The sequence below is a fragment of the Flavobacterium sp. GL_143 genome (genome assembly GCF_057834355.1).
This window is the reverse complement of sequence record NZ_CM174401.1, coordinates 4,018,763-4,040,127: the sequence shown is the minus strand read 5'-3', so window position 1 is coordinate 4,040,127 and position 21,365 is coordinate 4,018,763. Positions and strand designations below refer to the sequence as shown.

The following is a 21,365-nucleotide window of genomic DNA, read 5'->3' as shown; positions in this document are numbered from 1 at the left end:
AATTAAGGATTTAGATGCAAAAAGCCTGTTTTTGTAATACGCTTATTATCATGATTTGTAAAGCTAAACACATAATAATACGTTCCGTACGGAAGTAAACCAGTACCGTTTCCTAATCCTTTATTACCAAATCCTTTAAATAGATTATCGTCTTGTCCGTAACGACTAGCTTCGTAAACTAAACTTCCCCAACTATTAAAAATTTCTAGTTTATTATCAGGGAAAGTTGTGGCTCCTTCTACAAAAAAGGAATCATTCTTTCCGTCACCGTTGGCAGAAATTCCGTTATAGACCACAACATCACAATACCTAATAATAATCTCTACTTCTAGCCTTTTAGAGCTTTCGCATTCTGCTCCTATGTAAGATGCGTAATATTTATGTTTATCTTCTAAGATTGTAGTCGATGCCACAGGAAAACCTCCTGTTGCGGTTTCGTACCACAAGACTTCTTGTTCATTTGTAATAAGATCTGTAATTGTTGCTTCTTTTTCTTTACATATATACTGCACATCATTGCCTGTGGGAGCTAATGCATCATTAATAATGATTGTAACAGGAATACGATTACTATAACAATTACCATAATTTGTAGCTGCATAATAGGTTCCGCTAATTATACTTGTATTTAATGAAAGACTTTGGGCTGATGTAGCATCGATAAACCATTTTAAATTAGTACTATCATTTACAGCTATATCCCTTATTACAGGCGCATCTATTAAACAAAATTCTTGTGTAAGACTCGGGAATGTTGGCTCTGGAATAGGAAGAATTGTTACAATCGCTGTTGCTGAACCTCTGTTTCCTGATTGATCTATTACGGTAAGTGTTACTGTATTGACTCCTATATTACTACAATCAAAAGTGGTTTTATCGAGTAACATTTTATCGATAGTACAATTATCTGTAGAGCCATTATTTATCTCATTAACAGTAATACTCACAGTTCCTGTTACATTGAGCTGTACTGTAATATCCTGCGTTATTACATTTGGAATTATTTTGTCCTCTACAGTAACTACAGCAGTTCCAGACGCTGAATTTCTATTAAAATCTGTAACGGTAAGTGTTACGGTATTTGTTCCAATATCACTACAAGTAAAAGCTGTTTTATCGAGTACCAACATATCGATACCACAAGCATCATTAGAACCATTATTAATCAGCGCTGGAATTATTGCTGCATTTCCTGTAGCATCTAGCTGGACAGTTATATTTTGAGTTATAACATTTGGGGCAATCAAATCCTTTACAGTAACAACAGCAGTTCCAGTCGCTGAATTTCCATTTTTATCAGTAATAGTAAGTGTCACATTATTTATTCCAACATTCGTACAATCGTAAGTTGTCTTATCAAGAATCATCGTATCAATACCGCAATTATCTGTAGAACCGTTATCTATTTGCGTAGCATTAATAGTTGCATTTCCCGTAGCATCAAGCTGAACTACTATATTCTGTGTGACAACAATTGGAACTATTTTATCTTCGATAGTTACTATTGCTGTTTCTGAGGCTGAATTTCCATTAATATCAGTAACGGTTAGTGCTACCGTGTTTGCTCCAATATTAGTACAATCAAAAGTGGTTTTATCTAATATCATGCTATCAATTCCACAATTATCTGTAGAACCATTATTGATATCGGCTGCGGTTATAATAGCGTTTCCTGTGGCATCAAGCTGAAGAGTTAAGCTTTTTGTTATAACAGTTGGAGCTATTTTATCTTCGATAGTTACTGTAGCCGTTTCTGATGCTGAATTTCCATTAACATCGGTAACGGTTAGTCTCACTGTGTTTGCTCCAATATTAGTACAATCAAAAAAGGCTTTATCGAGTATCATCATGCTACCACCACAAACATCATTAGATCCATTGTCTATATCCGTAGCGTTAATACTTGCTTTTCCTGCACCATCAAGCTGAACTGTTATGTTTTTGGTTACAACATTTGGTTTTATTTTATCTTCGATAGTAACTATTGCAGTTTCTGATGCTGAATTTCCATTAATATCGGTAACGGTTAGTGTTACCGTGTTTGCTCCAATATTAGTACAATCAAAAGTAGTTTTATCAAGGATTATTGTGTCAATACCACAATTATCACTTGAGCCATTATTTATTTGAGCCGTAGTTATAGTTGCACTTCCTGTAGCATCAAGTTGAACTACTATATTCTGAGTTACAACAATTGGTACTATTTTATCTTCGATAGTTACTATTGCTGTTTCTGAGGCTGAATTTCCATTAACATCGGTAACAGTTAGTGTCACTGTATTTACTCCAACATTTATACAGTCAAAAGTGGTTTTATCTAATATCATGCTATCAATTCCACAATTATCTGTAGAACCATTATTGATATCGGCTGCGGTTATAATAGCGTTTCCTGTGGCATCAAGCTGAAGAGTTAAGTTTTTTGTTATAACAGTTGGAGCTATTTTATCTTCGATAGTTACTATTGCAGTTTCTGATGCTGAATTTCCATTAACATCGATAACGGTTAGTCTCACTGTGTTTACTCCAATATTAGTACAATCAAAAAAGGCTTTATCGAGTATCATCATACTACCACCACAAACATCATTAGATCCATTGTCTATATCTGTAGCGTTAATACTTGCTTTTCCTGCAGCATCAAGCTGAACTGTTATGTTTTTGGTTACAACATTTGGTTTTATTTTATCTTCGACAGTTACTGTTGCAATTCCGGTTGCCGAATTTCCATGTCTATCAGTTACTGTAAGCGTTACCGTATTTGCTCCAACATTCCTACAATGAAAAACAGTTTTATCGAGTGTCATACTGTCAATACCACAAGCATCGTTCGAACCATTATCAATATGAATGGGTGTAATAGTTGCACTTCCTGTTGCATCAAGCTGAACGGTTATATTTTGGGTTACAACAGTTGGGGCTATTTTATCTTCGACAGTTACTGTTCGTAATGTTGAAGTTAAATTTCCGCTTTTATCTTTTATCGTAAATATTACCGTATTGGGTCCAATATTGCTACAATTAAAAGTTGTTTTATCAAGTAGCAGCTCAACAATACCACAATTATCATAAGAACCATTGTCTATTTGCGTAGCATTAATTGTTACATTTCCACTAGCATCTAGCGGAACAATTATATTTTGAGCTATAGCGGTTGGAACTATTATATCTTCGACTATTATAGTTGCATTTTCTGTAGTGCTGCAATCTTTTTCATCTGTTACAGTTACAATATAAGTACCAGGTAACAATCCTGTGGCTGTGGCTGTAGTTTGCTCAGGAATGGTGTTCCAACTATATTTATAGACTCCAGTTCCACCTGTTACACCAACTGTTGCTTCTCCATTAGCATGTATACTACAATCTGCATTTATTTGAGTATCGATTGTAGCGACAAGTTCATCAGGTTCTGTTATTGTAAAATTTTGGGTTGCCGTTTCGTTATTACTATCGGTTACTGTTACGACATAATTCCCTGGGCTAAGATTTGTTGCGCTTGTACCATTTCCGCCTGACGGTGACCATGAATAAGTATAAGTAGGTGTACCGCCTAAAGTAGTAACCGAAGCTGAACGATCGTTTTTTCCGTTACATGAAACATTATCTTCTGATGCTTTAGCTAATTTAAGTATATCGGGTGTGGTAAATGGAGAATGGAATATTGTTGAATAAGAGGAACCTCCATCTTCTGTAACGAAATAAAAGTCATAAGATGTATTAAGCGTGAGTCCTGTAATTGGATATGATTTTTGTGTATTGGCTGTAAGAGCCGAACTACCACTTGCTGCAACATTTACACCTCCATAATTTGCCCCGCTTTTTATTTCAGCTATTGTTGGTCGTGGTGATCTAGTAGGAACAACTACATAATATCCTGTTACATCGGTTTGTGATAACGTTTTAAAAACTGCCGATGTATATTTTATATCTGTTATTGTTCCACTTGCATTAGCGATATCTTTAATTATTTCTTCTAATTCTACAACTTTACCCGCAGCATAATACCACTTAAATTCATCACTCTCTCCTACCGCAAGATCATTTAATCTAACAAAAAAACCATAAGAACCATCAGTGGCTCCACTACTAACAACACTTGTATTTGGGTTTTGATTAATTACATAGTTCCATTGGCAACATATCTGAATAATAGTATTGGCACGATCAGAATTTGAAAAAATTATGACTCCTTCTTCTCCCGAAAAAAGTTTAAGCGCTTTAGCACGATCACTACTTGTAGTTAAAGGAACAAAAGCATCACCAACTATATTTCCTCTTGTTTTTAGCGGGTTGTCATTAGTCCCGATAAAATCATCTTTTGTACCCGACCAATATCTTACATTACTTACTGGAGCTGTACCTATATTTTTAATTTTTATATTAATTATGATAAAACTTGAGTTTTGTTCTAATGTATATGTGTTTTCGACCTCTAATAAAGATCCATTAATTGTAATATTTCCTTTGGAAACAATAGTGCCATAACCTTTTGGCGACGTAGTAGTTATAAACTTCGAATAATCAATTGTTTGGCTTGTTAAGGTTCCATTAATCGACGAAAATCCATTTGTATTCCATTCACTAGAACCATCCCCATCAATATAATAGGCATTATCAAAAGGATAATCCTGATAAGTAAGCTTTGCCCATAATGATGATGTAGAATTAAAATAAAAAGGCTGCTGTAAATTTCCCGCAGGATTTACAGAGTTTTCTGCTCCTGTACCAAAACGAAGTATATCATTGTCTAATACCTTTTGTGCGGAAACTTTGTTTAGTAAAATAAATAACATGCATATGACTATATATGACTGTTTTGACATTACTTTATCAAAGTATTTTTTTTTCATAATTAATTTGATTTATTGCCTGAAACGGCTCTCTGAAGTGTGCGCAAAACTAATCTAGAAAGGATTCTTATTATAAAATATGGGGTGGACAAATGGGGGACAAATGCTGTATTCGTCTTTAAAAACCTTATAAATAGTCATTTATAGCATATCTATTTTATACTAAATATTACTTCTCATGGATTCATATTTTTGTATTTTAGCAAATCAATGATTCCTTACGCATGGCTTATATTATAAAAAGAACAGGAATTCTATTCACTGTTTTTATTTTTACTTTTTTATCTAAATCATATTCACAAACGCTAACAATTCCGTTACAAGATTCACGTGAAAATATTGAGCGCATCATTCTTCAGGAGAAAGATTTTCAAAAAGACTCTGTACAATTAAAAAAGTTTTTGGCTCCTTTACTCCAATCTTCGAGTAAGAAATATAATATCCTTTACTATGCCTTGCTGGCAAATGGCTATTCTAGTTTTTTTGATAAAACAAATTCTCTAAGCGATACTTATTACTTACTTTCTATCCAAAAAGCAAAAGACATAAATGATCCTTCGCTAGTAATCTGGACAGAAATGAATTATTCTAAATACCTGTATTATTACAGAGAAATAGACAAGCTTATCCCAACTTTATTAAAAACGATTGATGCTACAGAAAGCATAAATCCCAACAAAATGATTCTTCCAGGAGAAACTTTTAAAATTTTTGGTTGGATAATGACTACCATTGATGATGAAGACTTGGCTGTGAAATTTTTAAAGAAGTCCTTACATTATACTAAGACTAATTCTCCAGAATATGCAAGTGTTTTAAATGCCATAGGAGTATATTATTTTAAAGAAAAAAACTTTCCTGCAGCAATGTATTATTTTGATAAAACCATTGCTGTCTCTTTACCTATTAGTGATAATATACGCTATGCAAAAGCACTTGGTGACAAAGCGCTCATTTATGAAAAAAAGGGAGATTATAAAACTGCTCTTGAGCTTTTGCAAAAAGATATCGATTATTCAGAAAAATATAAAGACGAGAAAAACAGCATGTATGCATCTATTTTAATGGCTAAAATTCTTTTAAAAGAACAAGATACATCCAGAGCAAATGTATTATTACAAAAAGCCGAAAAAATTGCTTTGTCTAAACCTTATTACAATAATTCTTTAAAAGATATTATCGAATTAAAACTGAATATATTAAACGGGAAAGATCCTGAAAAAGAATTATCATTAAGACGTGAACTTAAAAAAATAGAAGAATCTTTACTTAAAACAGATGGCGAAACTGCTTTAACAAGGGCAAATTGGTTTGTTCAGAAAGCCAAATATGAAAATAGGGTCAAGAATACACAACTGCAATATGAACACGAAAGTAAGATGAAGAATATCTATATACTGCTTGTTATTTTGGCGATTTTATTATCAATTTTTATCTTCATCTCTTTTAAGAAAAGACTGAAAAATAACAGCTTAGAATATAATAAAAAAATAATAGATCATAAAATAGAAAAAAGAAACTACGAGAAAAAACTTAATGATGCAAACCTTGATCTTGATGCACACATTAAATTTTTGCACAATAAAAATATTCAGATTTCTAAATTAAAACTAGAACTCGAAAATATAAAACAATCTCCGTCTTATCATATAGAAAAAGGAAAACTACAGGAATTATTGGATTCTCATTTAATGACAGATGAAAACTGGAATACTTTTAAACGAGAATTTAAAAAAGAATACAATGGTTTTTATGAAGCTTTGATGAAGGATTTCCCAGAGTTAAAGGATTCTAATCTTAAAATTATAATGCTCCAAAAATTACGATTCAGTAATTCCGAAATTGCAAGTTTGCTCGGTATTACATTAGATGCCGTAAAAAAGAGCAAACAACGCTTGAAGAAAAAACTTGGAGATAAACACAATCTATTATTTGAGATAATCGATATGTCGTAATTGTAATATTATGTATGAGATAATATCGGAATCATCAGTTTTTGGGTATTGAATAAATCTTCTAATTCTGGTGAAACAAACAACGTTAGATCTTCCTCTTTATGAATTGTATAATTATAATCTGCATTTAAGGGACTGAATCCAAATAGTACTGTATCAATCTCCGGCGTTGCTAAAGCAAGAATTACATCTTCTATATTTTGTTCTTCCAGCTGAAAAAGCTGAAGTATAGTCATGGTGTTTTCCTCTTTTTGTACAATGGCAATTGTCTTTAAGGATTCGATATAATATATAGAGTCTTTAAAACCAAAATCGGGATAAGCATAGCAATAAAAAAAAGTCAACCCAAGATTTTTAGTATCGAATGATGAAGTAGATATTGAATTCTTTACACACGTCTCTAATAATTTTCGCTGATTAGAATCGTCCAGATTTAGCTTTTTAACTTGCTGACTACTTTCACTAAACACTATAGGCGCACTCGCTTGAAATTCTTGTACTGCTGAAAAATTAAACTTGGGATAGAAGTCCAAAACAGAATCATTGGCAAATAGAAACATTCCGCTTACTTTTTCCTTGTAATCTTGCAAAATTCTTTCCATCAAATAACGTGACAACCCTTGTTTTTGATAATCAGGACGAGTCATTACCGTTCCTAATTGAGCCAAAACAATAGACTCGTTTTTAACAATAGTTTCAAATGTACTTACTGTAGTGTGTGAAACTATCTGGTCATCAATAAACAAAGAATAAATGATACAGTTATCATCCCAATATCCGGATTTATAATAATTTTCAAAGTCAAATCCCCAAACTTCATTTGTAAGTTGATTAAACTTTTTACGCAGATTATCGTCAGATTCGTATTGAATATATAATGTAAATACTTGTTTGTTAAGGGTAATTTTTTCTGTCTGCATTTCTCTTTTTTTCAAAATTACAGAATTATTACATTTCTGGCTCATTAAAACTTTCTATTATCTAAAAAAATAGCAGAAATATAATGCACAATATATAGTAAATAAAACTCGCTGGGTGTAATTATTTCTTCTATTCTGCTCAGGCATAAAAGTTTTATTTAACACATAGAAACATAGATTTTATGTGTAAAAAGAGTACCAAAAGAAATACATTTCTTTCACATAGCTAGTCCCGAAGCTTCGGGATGTATTTTAAATAAGTGAAACGCCTTTTTTGAGCGTACTAAAATCTATGTTTCTATGTGTTAAAACTATAGCCAAATGATTAAATAAACACTTTATATAAAGACATTTAATAACCTATTTATCAAATAATACCTTAATAGTATCTCCTTCATTAATAACCTTATCTAACCATATTTTTTTCTTATCCGAGATTGTAATTTTTAATTTCTTTTTTTCTCTTTTCACAACAATATCAAAGTCTTGCCCAAATGCATGAATATTTCTCAATCCCATTTCTGGCCATGATATTGGAAGACGAGGTGTAAAATCAAAGCCTTTTAAACTCGTTGGGCGAATACCAAACAATCCTTCGGTAAAAACTCTACAATATAAACCACTTTCTGCCGAAAGATGACGCTGATTTCCTTCGGGATAAGCTTCTACAGGATAAGGAACATGGTCTCCTAGTAAACGACGCGTGGAATAATAATGCAAAAAATCTATTGCTTTTTCGGTTTCACCAGCAGCCAAAACGCCTCTTAAAGCATATAAAGTCGACCTGTCCCAGAAAGTTTTATCTCCCGAAAGGCTTGCTAACCCGTCTTGAGTCCATAGTTTAGGTGAAAATAATGCTGCAATAGTTCCTTCTTTTCGATTATAAATACCCATCGTTAATGGAGTACATATCCATGCACGCAAAACATCATTTTCTTTATAGTATTTATAGGTCTGATACCCATCGATAGTAGAACCAAAATATTTTTCGATTGCTGATTTTAAGTTTTTTGCCTGAGTTTTATAAGTTGTAAGTTGTGCTTCCTTTTTCCCTAAAGTAGCCCCTAAATATATTGCTGAATTTAGCGCGTCATAATATAATGATGATGTATTAAGATTTGCTTTTCCAGCAGGGAAACGCCCTTCTAATTCATCTGAATCTGAGGTAACAACACCTTCCGTATTTAGTTTTAAATTGCAATATTCAAGACACCATTCTATCAATGGCCATAATTGTTTGGCTTCGTCAATACTACCTTTTGCAAGAGCATAACGTGCAGCTCCATAAGCAATCATAGCAGCATCTCCCCGATCCCCTGCTCCATCCCAAATATCTGTCCCCTCGGCAACAATCGAACTTGGAATTGGTTTGTATTCTTTATTAATAAATCGGGCAAAATGAAGATAGGCGTTCAGAGATGCTTTATCGCCATAATCATATCCCAAAAAAGGAAAAAATGGTCCTATATACTCTGCTTCATCATTTGCCCAAATTGCAGCATAATACGCTTCTCCGCCCGGTCCATGCATTGGCCCGCCTTTGGTTTCAAATATACTTTCGGCTGCCCTCAATTTTGCAAAAGCAAATTCAGTATTCAATATAGTATCAGGTGTTTCTAAAACCAATTTATTCGATAATTCTTTAACCAATTCCAGACGCTTCATTTTCTCATTTTCAGCATTCAGTTCTGGTAACGGTTCATTAGATTTTCCAGCAAAATAAAGAACTGAAAAGCTAATTATATCATTTGGTTTTAGATTAAAATAACCATCATTTAAAACTTTAGATTGAATAGTATAACTTCCTTCAGTTCCATTTATTGGGTCTGTATTATAAATGGTATTCGATTTTGGAATTTCTACAGTATATCCTTTTCCAGAAATATTTTTGATAGTATATATTTCACAATAACTTGCCTCTGTCGTTGTTGGAAAATATTGTCGGGTTAACTCTAGTGTTTTACCAACTTTACTTTTTACTAATAATGTTCCGTTGAGGGTAATTGAAACTACTTTTTCGTTCTCGATAGCCTTATTGTTAACCGTTACTAGTTTTAGATGATCTTGTGCAAACCTGCGGGTAAGACTCGCGTGCGTATTGTTTGGGATTGTCCTTAACATAGGCCACACCAAACTTCGGGTTACATGAAAAGAACTATCCGCAGCAACTCCATATCTAATTACAGAGGAAATTTTCTTTCCGCTCATCTCAATATGGTCGTCATGAGGTATATTATTGATGTTCCATGAGATAGCTCCATCGGTGGTAATTTGCCAACGGTTATTTTGTTGTGCAAATGATTTCCCTGATATAAAGCAAAGTATAATGATTATGAGTTGTTTTTTTGTAAATGCAGTATTCATCAATTGAATTTAAGTTTTAGAATTGTCTTATTTGTTTTTTGATAGAAAATTATGCTTTGCTTAATCGATACATCAAAACACCGTGAGGTGCTATAGTTTCTTTTAATATTTTGGAAGTTGTTCCTGTATTTTTTTTACTCCAAACATCAAATAAGTTGTATACATTCTTATTATCCAAAGTATATTTATAAATAGCATCTACAATGTTTTCTTTACTCCAATCGAAACTTACAGACTTAGATTCGGTTTTACGATTTATAAAGCAAATAGCCCAATCTCCGTTTTTAAGAGGTTTGCACCAAACTTGCAATCCGTCTTTATCTAGATATCTAAATCCTTGTATTCCTAATTCATCCTGATCAATATTCAGTACCTCTTTGTTAGTAAGAATCTCCAGAGTTTGTTTAGACATCTTTCGGATATCGTTACCCGCAATTAATGGTGCAGCCATCATACTCCAAAGAGAAAAATGAGCTTTATCTTCATCATAAGTCATTCCATTACCTACTTCGAGCATATCGGGATCATTCCAATGTCCAGGACCTGAATATTTACGAAGATTAGACTGCAAATCTGCAATATGCATCACACTTAGAGAATTCCACGTTCCTTCATCATGCACCGAATCAAATATTTGATATATATCTTCGGTAGTACGCCATAACTGACCAACTCCTTCGCCCCATTCCCACGGTTTGTTTACTCCCCACTCACAGATACTAAATACAATAGGCCTTCCTGTTTTATTCAAGGCATTACTCATAGTAGTATAAGCTTCCTTGGCATTTATACCCGTAGCAAAACACCAATCGTATTTTAAAAAATCAATTTCCCACGCAGCATAATTTCTAGCATCCTGATATTCATAACCGCGTGTTCCAGGATATTTCTGGCAGGTTAGTGTTCCTGCGCAATTATACAATCCAAATTTCAATCCTTTAGAATGAACGTAATCGGCAACGACTTTTATACCATTAGGAAACTTTTTAGGATCAGGCACAAGATTACCTTGATTATCTCTTTCTATTGCCATCCATCCATCATCAAGAACTAAATAAATATAACCTGCATCCTTCATTCCTGAGGAAACCATAATATCCGCAGTTTCCATTACCATTTTTTCGTTAATATCAGTATGAAAAGTATTCCAGCTATTCCATCCCATTGGTGGTGTCAACACCAAATGATCTGTTTTTTGTGCATTTAATTGTGTACAAAAAATTATAATAGCCATTAAAAACAAATTCTTTACTTTTAGATATCTCCTCATTTTTTAAGTTTACTTTTTTAAGCAAACCTACATGCAATCTAAATTTAAGGCATATAGTATATTAGCTTTAAATTATACTATTTTATCTGATTTTTAATTTTTTGGAATGAAGTAGAAACTACTATGAGTTAAATAAATAATAATTCCATACTATAAATACTATTTGCAATAAAAAATCTATTTTAGCCAAGAAGAATTCAGATAATACTCAATCTAAAAACAGAATACAATTTATGATAAAATACTTGACTCTCTTATCTTTAATGTTGTCTGGATTTCTTTTTAGTCAAACTAAGATTGATGAAAATATTACAATTAACTTTCCAGATAAACCAGAAACTATTGAAGATATTGTTAAGAAAGACACTCTAAATTCATCCTTTAATACTACATCAAAAGCATATTATTTAAATTCTAAAGACGAATCTTATTTCGTAATTCGAGTTGCAGTTCTTATAGGTAATAATTTACAGGCAGAACTTCCGCAAACTACTACCGAATTAAAAAAAGACTATAAGCAGTTTATTGGTGATCACGTTAAATCAATGTCGAAAAAAGGTTTATTTTTCAAAGATTCCACACAAATAAAATTAAATAATTTTATAGCATACAAGATAAATTTCAAAGGAAAGACTTCAGAACAAGAAATTGGAGAAAGCATTATTTTATATTTAAATGGCATTACATATATATTTATTTATTCAAAAGTTGGTTCTTACAATCAAGTTAATAAAGAAACTTTTTTCAAATCATTAAAAATTAATAATCCTGAAAATCTAAAACAAATCACTGAGCCCTACAATTATTGGAATGCTTTAATTAAAATCTTATCGGGAGCAATTTTAATTTTTTTGATATTTAAATTAAAAAAAAAGTTTAAAAAATAGCTAACTATATTCTAAACACACATCACAAAACCAAATCAAGTATATATTTCGTCAAATTTATATTCTAGAAAAACAGTATCTTTATATAGTTATCAATCAATATCTTAAGATTAAAACACTTAAATCATATGATACGACAAAAGATAAAAACTATTGGTTTTAATCAAACCCTGATTGCTGTATTATTCTTAATACTATTTCATACAGCGGTTTTTGCAATACCCAAAGATACCCTTGCTTATAATGGTTTTGGTTACCTCACACTTTATAAACCTAGCAAAACAATCAATAATGTAGTTATTTGTATCTCTGGCGATGGGGGTTGGAATAGCGGAATTGAAGGTATTGCGCTTCATCTAAAAGATGAGAATACATTACTTATTGGTGTCGATATTCGTCAGGTCTTTAAGGCTATGAAAAAAAGCAAATCTGCATGCCTCTACCCTGCTGCCGACTTTGAGCGAATGAGCCAATTTGTCCAAAAAAAATTAAAATACCCAACCTATACAGTCCCAATCCTTTTAGGATATTCCTCTGGAGCAACATTAGTTTATGGACTTGTTGCTCAGGCGCCACAAAATACCTTTCGAGCAGGAATTGCCATGGGATTCTGCCCAGATATAAACATAGATAAACCATTATGTACTGGTTCTGGAAAATTTACTTCAACCAAACTAAAAAATACTAAAGGCTACGATTTAGGAACTGTCGAAAATCTTAAAACTCCCTTTATATCCTTACAGGGTCAAAACGATCAGATATGCAATTATGAAAAGACAGTTACTTTTCTTAAAAATGTATCCAATGCAACTGTAATATCTCTTCCTAAAGTCGGACATGGTTATGGTCAGGAAAAAAACTGGGTTCCGCAACTTATGCAAGCTTATAAAAGTACCCTAGATGTAAAGGAAGAAAATAGCCCCGAATTGGCCGCAAAGAACCTTAATCTACCATTACATATTACAAATACTGCCAAAGACAAAACAAGTCCTTATATGGTCGTATTTATATCAGGAGATGGTGGGTGGACAGATTTTGACCAACAAATGGCGAGTGCATTTGCTGTAAAAGGCGCACCAGTAGTTGGCCTTGATGCATTAAAATACTTTTGGCAGAAAAAAAGCCCTGAAGAAACTACATCTGATATCCTCAGAATAATCGAAGCTTATGGTGAAGAATGGAAAAAGGAGAAGATTATTCTAGTTGGTTATTCCTTTGGAGCAGATATTATTCCGTTTGTGTATAATAGAATTCCCGAAAAATTCAAAAAAAGTATAACAGGGTTAGGTTTATTATCTCCATCTAAAGAAACAGATTTTGAAGTTCATGTTACTGAACTATTAGACATCAATGCTTCATCTGGATTTTCTGTATCTAACGAAATAAATAAAATCAACGATATACGTCCAATCTGTTTTTTTGGAAAAGATGAAGAGGATCTTCCTGTCAAAGAATTTTCAAAAGATAAAGCCAAAATCATATATCTCGATGGAGGACATCATTATACCGATGCATTTATTACAATAGCAAAAGAGATGATGCCTTAAAACTTAATAATCTGAATTATAAAACTTTAAATAAATTGTTTTTTTAATGAAAATTCAAGTTTTATAAGTTCAAATTTATCTCTATCGAGTGGTTTGTTAAGAAAACGAATTACCGATGGAATGTTTTCTACACGCTTAAGATCATCAGGATGTGTAGAAGAAGTAATCATTATGATAAAACAATTTCTTCTTATTATTTCAGAGAATTTTATGTATTCCTCCAGAAATTCAAAACCATTCATTCCAGGCATATTGATATCAAGAAAGATGAGTTGAGGGAGTAAATCGGGCGTACTTTCTAATGAAAGAAGGTATTCGAGAGCATCTGGTGCTGAATCTAATAAAACAATTTCTTCGGCAAAACAATACTTCTCTGCCATACGATTGGCAATATAGCGATCTGTTGCGTTATCATCTACAACGAGAATTTTTTTAAACGGTGGTGTTGTTGTCTGTTCCATAGATTAAGTTAATTTACTTGTTTGGAATTTTAATAGCAAAGGTGGTTCCTTGGCCAATTTCAGATTGAACTTTTATATTTCCATTGAGTTTATTTATTGCTTCTTTTACAATGTAAAGTCCAAGACCTGAACCAACTGATTCTTGAGATACGCGATAAAACATATCGAATATTTTTGAGTGTAATTCTTTATTAATACCAATACCATTATCCTGCACAATGATATTAGTCTCGATATTAGAAGTTACTATTTTAATATTTATAAATGGGTTTGAAATTTGTGCGTTTTGATACCGAATTGAATTCGAAATAAGATTATTTAAAATTGTAACCAAACGATTTTTATCAGAGTATACAGGAGTATCACCAATTATATCTACTTTAAAACCAACCCTTCTATTGGTATCTCCCATGAATTTTAAATTTTGGGTTACATCATCAAGAAGTTCATTAAAGTTTATTTTTTCCTTATGAACTTCCATACGTGAATTACGAGAATAAACAAGGATATCGGAAATAAAGCTATCGAGTTTTTTAGCATTTTCTTTTAACATCTGGAGATGCCCCAGCATTAATTCTTCGGCGGTATCATCCTGTGCAATTTCAATAAGACCTAACATTGAATTTAAAGGAGCACGCAAATCATGCGAAGTGCTATATACAAAACGATCCAGTTCATAATTTGCGGTTTTTAATTCTTGATTTTCAATTTCACGCTTTCTAAATGTTTGATTGATATGTGCTTCACTATATTTTTTAAATTGGTAAGCCCATAATCCGCAAAGGCCAAAAATAGTTGTTGCCAGTATTATATGAATAATAAAGGTTTGCAGCGACATATAATCTAACTGAGTAAAAAAAACATTGCTAACCCCTTTATATTGCAAATAACCAAACAGTGCATGATGAAATATTACAACTAATGTAAGCGGTATTTGTAGTTTCCAGTTTTGATAAGTAATAAGTATTGCACTTGCTACAAATGCTGTAAAATGCATTTCGAACATACCATGCATTTGATAAATGTATTGACACATAAAAATACCTAATATCGTACTGAGTACGTACTGATAAAAGTCTGATTCTGGCAAAGCAAATTTTGAAGAATAATAAGCAACAAGTAGTAAACTGCCTACTCCTATTGCTATTTGCCATGTATCATAATAAAAGGCCAGTAATAAACCGACAATGAAAAAAATTAAAAGAAAATAATTAATCAAATTATCAGATTTTCTTTTAATTGCCAAAAGGAATTCTTGAATATGTATCGACTGCTCTATATCTTCTATTTTTTGCTTCATACTATTTTTGCGATTTGGTAATTCACATTTGAACGTTTTTAAGGCAAAGGTAAATAGGTTTAAAAAGTGTATGAAAAGGAGGTTAATCCTTTAAAATTAATATCCCTTTCTGGTATGACAACTTTATGTAGGTTAGAGAAAGTGATATGTTGTAATGTTGATAAAAAGATTCAACTTAAGAACGGAATAAAACAACTTTTTTACTTCAAGCTTTTGCAAGTGAGTTTGCTGAGAATGAGTTTATAAAGTAAAAAACCATATAAACTTTAGCTAATTTATGAAAAAAATAGCAAAGTAAGATTTTGTTTGTTATAATATACTTGAAAATTATGACGATTATATTCTTTAAAAATACTCTTTTCTCCTAAATAATTTAAAACTGGCATTAATCAACAGAAGACTTTCGTTTTTGTATTGATTTTTACTTTCAAAAATAGTAGGCAAAAAACTAAATTTATATCTTAAAAAAACTCCAAATTTCTCGGAAGTTTTTTTACTTAATAACCAGTAAGATAATTTTAGAACCATTTTATATGTAGCAGATAGTTAGTTTATAAAATACAACTGATAGTTTCTAAATAGCAACTACAAATAGCGTAAATACAACTATAAGTGTTTGAGTTTTTTATATTCTGGAAATGTATCTAAATACCTTTGCTGAATCAATAATAAATAAAAAAAGTACTATGTTAAATACTAAACTTATTGGCAATAAAATTGCCGAAGCAAGAAAGAAAATAAATATTTCTCAAGCCCAGCTTGCTCAGCAGCTATTTATTAGTTCTCAGGCAGTAGGAAAATGGGAACGCGGAGAATCAATGCCAGACATCACTACTTTTAATCGTCTAGCGGAAATTCTAAATGTTGATCTTAATTATTTTTCAGAAAACTTTCAATCTAAGGTTAATGAGATAACATTGGATGAACCGTTGAATAAACAATCTGAAAAAGAGGAGAAAAAACTAAGTTGGGATATGTCATACGGAAATTGGGTAGACGCTGACTTTTCTGGATTGAAAGATCTTCATGAAAAATTTAGTTCGTCAAATATGCTACGTTGTTTCTTTGTTGGTTCAGAAATGTCAGAACTACTTTTAAAAAACAATAATGTAGATAGCTGTGATTTTTCCAATTCCAACATAAGTAACAGTAACATTCAGAATTCTAACTTAGCCAATAATATATTTAAAAGCTGTTCTCTAAAAGAAACTAAATTTTTAAAAAACTATATTAAAGGTTGTGATTTTTCTGGGGCTAATCTTATCGGAGTGGATCTTATAAAAAGCAATCATATTGATAGCTGTAACTTTTCAAATACCGACATAAGTAACAGCCACATTCAGAAATCTAGCTTAGCCAACAATATATTTAAGAACAGTTCTCTAAAAAAAGCTGAATTTTTAGAAAGCCATATTAAAGGCTGCGATTTCTCCGATACAAATTTTACCCAAGCTAAGTTTAAATCAGGCGCATTCATTAATAATACGGTTATAAATGCAGTGTGGAATCATACTTCTTTTATTGGAATGCAAATCGACGATATCCTTTTTGATGGAACTCAGGAAGATTGCTATTTTGAAAACTGCTCTTTTAACAGAGTCATATTTCAAAATTCAACGCTTATTAACACGTTCTTTAAAAACAACAACTTAAAACGAATTCAATTCATAGATTGTCAAGCAGATAGAATGACTTACGAATTCCTAAAAAGCGGAAAAGCTGATTTAACTGGTATCAACTTACAATCTTAGACATCAGGTTAACCAGACAACAAAATATAATCATTACAAACGGCATCTTGCATATTTGCAATATTTAAGAAAATCCAAAAAATAATCTTTAATAATAAAACAATGATAGCACTTTTAGTAACCTTTTATTTAGCTGTTTTCAAATCAATTAATTTTTTATTTTTAAAATAATACTAACTATGGGTCGTCCTAAAATAGGTTGGCAGTTTTACAATAAATGCTTAATTAGCTTGGAGTAGAAATCATTCTAAGAACTGTTTTAAAAGTTTGGTTGTTTCTTTCTTTTCTTGAGTTCTACCAAAGACCTAAAAACCTATTTAAAAAGGTTTGTGGATTATCATGATCTTGAAATATCGCACACAAAACAAACCAATATAGTATAGCTATGACCACTACAAATAGAATAATTAGTAGCAAAGAAAGCAGCCATTTATTCTTTACTTTTCTAATTAAAAAATAAATTATCAAAAAAGAAAAAGTAGGAATAAATGCTCCAGCAAGCCCAATGTAAATTGCAATATCTATCAATACTCTCATAGACATAGAAGACATATGAGACAAAAGATGATCTGATACATACCAATAGGTTATCCCAATTGTTGAAATAATCAAGATTAAAATGCTATAGAGAATGAGTTTGTAAGTAGTTTTCATAATTATTTATTTTCTATGCAAAATTTTTACCCGAGCTAAATAAACTTCTTGATTTTTCTTCTACGTTATAACAAAATACAATCAAATTATGAATTTGATTCAATATCTAAAATACCTTTCAAAGGTTTTATTATTTCACCATATTCAACTAATAAATATATTGTCGTTGCAATTAAAAAAGCGGCTAATATAGATATTGATTTAATAGCCATTAACTTTTTTTTACTAGAGTTAAAATTCTTCTCTAAAAAATAATTTACAGTCAAAAACAATATAGCTGCGATTAAACCAATAGGTATAAATGCAACTATACCATACAAATAGTTGTCATTAAAGATTCCGAAAAATAAAATAGAAATAAGAGGAAATATACTGGGTACAAAAAATAGATATAATAAAAACTTCATTTTATCTCTAACAGATTTACCCTTTTTTAGGCTATAATCAATTCCTAAATACAGCATAACTAAGCCTAACGGAATAAGGATATCAAAACGACAATTAAATGGAAATGGAGAGTTAACTAATGAACAAATAAATACAAAACTTACTGGTAGTACAATAAAAACGTATAAAGTTGCAATACTATATAACGCAACTCTAGAAAACTCCTTCATAATTTACTTTTTTGAATAACCTATTTTTACACCTTAACTGAATGAGCTTTTCAATCCTATTTCAACCTCTCTCAATACTTAATATGGGAGAGATTATAACGATGACTTTACAAACGTATTTATCTCTAATGCAACTTTCGTGAAAACTAAACTTATATCCAATTTAGTCCGAATTCTAAAACATAATGAATTAATGTAATTATTCCGCTTAAAATAATAATGGCTAAAATCCTTGCAATATTTTGATTTAGTTTAGTTTCTATTTTTCTTTTAATATAGTATAAGTCGATTAATACAAATGGAATAAAGGAAACCAATCCAATAAACCCACCTATCCAAATTATTATGTATCCATATAGTGCATTAAACATGGAAAAAAAACTTGTCGCTTCAATAGGCTCTCCTAGTTCTATTCTCATCCATACCATTCCTGAGAATATACTTAAAAGAAAACATATTATATATTTAATAATTGTTATTGTAACTTTCATTCTCAATAATTATGGTTTAATATAACGAATCATTATTATTTTTTAAACAAACACATTGTTTTTAATATAAAAAAGTCCTTCTAGATATAATGAAGTCTTTGTACTTGGACAAAATAAACTTCTTAATTTTCTTTTACTTTAGTAACCTTATTAAAGGTATTCCAATCTTAATTTTATTTCGACAAAAGATTATTAATACTGAGAGAGCTTCCCTCCTCTTTTTTATCGAACTAATTGTATATATGCGCTATAGATATCGTCCTTAAGAGAAGTTCGCATATAATATACGTTTTCTTCTTTATCTTTTAAATTATATTGAATTAAACCCGCATCACAATAATAATAAAACAAGTTGTCATCATCAGGAAATTCTATATTAGAAACAGGTATACTTGTTAATTTTATTTCGAGTAATAATTTACCATCCGTTAAGTCTAGTTTAAAAAGTTTTCCTTTACGAGTATATCCCCAAAGTTCATTATTTTGCTCAGTTATGTATTCAATATTATCGCCTTTAAAATCAGTTTTCCATATCTGAGTTCCAGTTTTTGAATCAACAGCGTATACAGACGAAACTGTGGAACCTTGTGCGGCAAAATATACTTTTTTGTCTTGGCAAAATATACGTTCCTTTATATTATATTGATTTTCCTCTAATTTAAATTGCCATAAAACATCTAGTTTATTCGGAGTTAAGGCAAAAAGCACGTCTTTTTCATTTGCAATAAATACATTTTCGTCGTCTGTTACAGGTTTTCCGGTCATAGCTTCCTCAAAACTTTTTTGGTTAAGAACTTTTCCTGTATTTGAATCAAAACTATAGACATTCGATGCACTTTGAGTGAAAATTTTATTATCAAAAAAGAGTACTGGAATATCGTTATTTGGAGAATCTAACTTGTAGCTCCATGATAAACTACCATCTTTTATATTAAGAGCATATAGGTTACTGCTTTGATCTTGATTTTGACCAGTTATATACAGTTTTCCACCATTTATAATCGGAGTTTGATCTTTTAGAATAATTTTATCTGTAATGTTACCTAACCTTGATTTCCAAAAAGGATCACCAGTTTCGTTATCTATTGCAAAAATTTCACCGTTTATAAATGGAACGTATATGACTCCATCATGTATTGTTACTTTATTTGCACACATTTCAGTATTAGCATCTGTAGGTTTTACAGTCCAATTAACATCTTCGGAGTCAAAATCATATGAAAAAATAGTACCGTCGTAATCATAAAGTAAGATTGCTTCTTCATCTAATGTTACTTTTTGAAGCGGACTTATTACCTTATTAGTGACTGCTTCGTTAGGAGGCAACTTATCATTAGAATAATTCGTTTTATCAGGTTTTGAAGTAGTTGTAATTTGCCCAAACATATTTATGACAGTAAATACAAATAAAATAGTTATTAGTTTTTGTTTCATTTTTGTTTCAGATTGTAATGTTTTATTTGGTTTTTGCATTTTATTCTTAAATATATTTAGTGCAAACAAATATAAACGAAAAAAGCTTCAGATTTCTCTGAAGCTTTGTCTTTGTAACCCTAACGAAACAATTCTCTAACCTATTTGTGGATGATATAAAGATATTGAAATGGTTAAGTGATTAATTCAAAATTTTTGTTCCCAAAAAATGATGAGTTAATACTGTTTGCAAAATATTTTTATTGAATTATTAAGTTTTAGAAAAAGAAGTAACCAACAGATAATTGAAATACTCCATTTTTATTTTTGATGGAAGAACCTTCTACATTATTAATATCGGTTAATCCCAAATTATATCTTGCGCCAAAATTAAGTCCGTTGTCAAGTTTATAGCCTAAACCAAAATTAACACCAAAATCAAAAGTATTAAACGAATCTTTTACATCTGTTTTTTCATTTTTGGCACCAACTAAAAACCCTATTTGCGGTCCGGCTTCAACACTTAATCCTTTTGTTACATAATATTTTCCCATTAAAGGAATGTTCAGATAACTTAAGGCAACTGTGTTATCATTAAAACTATATCCCTGACCAGAATACATTAATTCAGGTTGAAAAGAGAATTTTTCGGAAATTGGAATTTCTGATACAACACCAAAATTAAATGATGTTACAAGATCGATATCTTTGGTATTATCTCCACTGATATTTGCAAAGTTTAAACCTCCTTTAACACCAAATTTGATTTTTTGAGCATTAACATTTGTAAATCCTAAAACTGTAACAACAGCTAGTAATAAAATTTTTTTCATAAAAATTGATTTGAATTATTTGACTGCAAAATTCAGTTAAGAAAAATCAGAA

Annotated in this window: 15 protein-coding genes; 4 read left to right on the top strand and 11 right to left on the bottom strand. The window is 31.1% G+C overall.

Features of this window, described 5'->3' with window-relative positions:
• Positions 1-2: 2 nt before the first annotated feature.
• Positions 3-4,850 (bottom strand): T9SS type B sorting domain-containing protein, encoded by a 4,848-nt coding sequence (locus AC3IPI_RS17220; RefSeq protein ID WP_489154410.1) that lies wholly within the window; start codon positions 4,848-4,850, stop codon positions 3-5.
• Positions 4,851-5,074: 224 nt separating this feature from the next.
• Between AC3IPI_RS17220 and AC3IPI_RS17215 the strand changes: the two genes are divergently transcribed.
• Positions 5,075-6,805 (top strand): tetratricopeptide repeat protein, encoded by a 1,731-nt coding sequence (locus AC3IPI_RS17215; RefSeq protein ID WP_489154407.1) that lies wholly within the window; start codon positions 5,075-5,077, stop codon positions 6,803-6,805.
• An 8-nt stretch (positions 6,806-6,813) separates the two neighbouring features.
• Here AC3IPI_RS17215 and AC3IPI_RS17210 read toward each other — a convergent pair whose 3' ends face one another.
• The 3 genes from AC3IPI_RS17210 to AC3IPI_RS17200 form a co-directional block, all read right to left on the bottom strand.
• Positions 6,814-7,725: a GNAT family N-acetyltransferase gene (locus AC3IPI_RS17210; protein WP_489154405.1), complete on the bottom strand. Its 912-nt coding sequence runs from the start codon at positions 7,723-7,725 to the stop codon at positions 6,814-6,816.
• A 360-nt stretch (positions 7,726-8,085) separates the two neighbouring features.
• A complete protein-coding gene (locus tag AC3IPI_RS17205; protein ID WP_489154403.1) occupies positions 8,086-10,089 on the bottom strand; it encodes a glucosidase family protein in 2,004 nt (667 codons plus the stop codon).
• A gap of 49 nt (positions 10,090-10,138) precedes the next feature.
• The gene (locus tag AC3IPI_RS17200; RefSeq protein WP_489154401.1) at positions 10,139-11,323 is read right to left on the bottom strand and encodes a glycoside hydrolase family 27 protein; all 1,185 of its coding nucleotides are present in this window, start codon (positions 11,321-11,323) and stop codon (positions 10,139-10,141) included.
• A 269-nt stretch (positions 11,324-11,592) separates the two neighbouring features.
• Between AC3IPI_RS17200 and AC3IPI_RS17195 the strand changes: the two genes are divergently transcribed.
• Both AC3IPI_RS17195 and AC3IPI_RS17190 read left to right on the top strand, forming a co-directional pair.
• Positions 11,593-12,246: a hypothetical protein gene (locus AC3IPI_RS17195; RefSeq protein ID WP_489154399.1), complete on the top strand. Its 654-nt coding sequence runs from the start codon at positions 11,593-11,595 to the stop codon at positions 12,244-12,246.
• A gap of 128 nt (positions 12,247-12,374) precedes the next feature.
• Positions 12,375-13,793, top strand: coding sequence for an AcvB/VirJ family lysyl-phosphatidylglycerol hydrolase (locus tag AC3IPI_RS17190; RefSeq protein WP_489154397.1), 1,419 nt, complete (start codon positions 12,375-12,377; stop codon positions 13,791-13,793).
• Between the two features lie 26 nt (positions 13,794-13,819).
• Here AC3IPI_RS17190 and AC3IPI_RS17185 read toward each other — a convergent pair whose 3' ends face one another.
• Together AC3IPI_RS17185 and AC3IPI_RS17180 are read right to left on the bottom strand one after the other, a co-directional pair.
• The gene (locus AC3IPI_RS17185) at positions 13,820-14,254 is read right to left on the bottom strand and encodes a response regulator (RefSeq protein ID WP_039114323.1); all 435 of its coding nucleotides are present in this window, start codon (positions 14,252-14,254) and stop codon (positions 13,820-13,822) included.
• A 13-nt stretch (positions 14,255-14,267) separates the two neighbouring features.
• On the bottom strand, positions 14,268-15,554 hold the full coding sequence (locus tag AC3IPI_RS17180) for a sensor histidine kinase (RefSeq protein ID WP_489154394.1): 1,287 nt from the start codon (positions 15,552-15,554) through the stop codon (positions 14,268-14,270).
• 686 nt (positions 15,555-16,240) lie between these two features.
• Here AC3IPI_RS17180 and AC3IPI_RS17175 point away from each other — a divergent pair.
• Positions 16,241-17,305 (top strand): pentapeptide repeat-containing protein, encoded by a 1,065-nt coding sequence (locus AC3IPI_RS17175; protein ID WP_489154392.1) that lies wholly within the window; start codon positions 16,241-16,243, stop codon positions 17,303-17,305.
• A gap of 294 nt (positions 17,306-17,599) precedes the next feature.
• Here the strand turns inward: AC3IPI_RS17175 and AC3IPI_RS17170 are convergent, their stop codons facing one another.
• The 5 genes from AC3IPI_RS17170 to AC3IPI_RS17150 all read right to left on the bottom strand — a co-directional run bounded on the left by AC3IPI_RS17170 (position 17,600) and on the right by AC3IPI_RS17150 (position 21,313).
• Complete coding sequence (locus AC3IPI_RS17170) at positions 17,600-17,959, bottom strand: hypothetical protein (protein ID WP_489154390.1); 360 nt, start codon at positions 17,957-17,959, stop codon at positions 17,600-17,602.
• A gap of 86 nt (positions 17,960-18,045) precedes the next feature.
• Positions 18,046-18,576 (bottom strand): hypothetical protein, encoded by a 531-nt coding sequence (locus AC3IPI_RS17165; RefSeq protein WP_489154388.1) that lies wholly within the window; start codon positions 18,574-18,576, stop codon positions 18,046-18,048.
• A gap of 152 nt (positions 18,577-18,728) precedes the next feature.
• The gene (locus tag AC3IPI_RS17160; protein WP_131474487.1) at positions 18,729-18,995 is read right to left on the bottom strand and encodes a hypothetical protein; all 267 of its coding nucleotides are present in this window, start codon (positions 18,993-18,995) and stop codon (positions 18,729-18,731) included.
• Positions 18,996-19,289: 294 nt separating this feature from the next.
• Complete coding sequence (locus AC3IPI_RS17155) at positions 19,290-20,501, bottom strand: outer membrane protein assembly factor BamB family protein (RefSeq protein ID WP_489154386.1); 1,212 nt, start codon at positions 20,499-20,501, stop codon at positions 19,290-19,292.
• 257 nt (positions 20,502-20,758) lie between these two features.
• Complete coding sequence (locus AC3IPI_RS17150) at positions 20,759-21,313, bottom strand: porin family protein (protein ID WP_489154384.1); 555 nt, start codon at positions 21,311-21,313, stop codon at positions 20,759-20,761.
• Positions 21,314-21,365 lie beyond the last annotated feature (52 nt).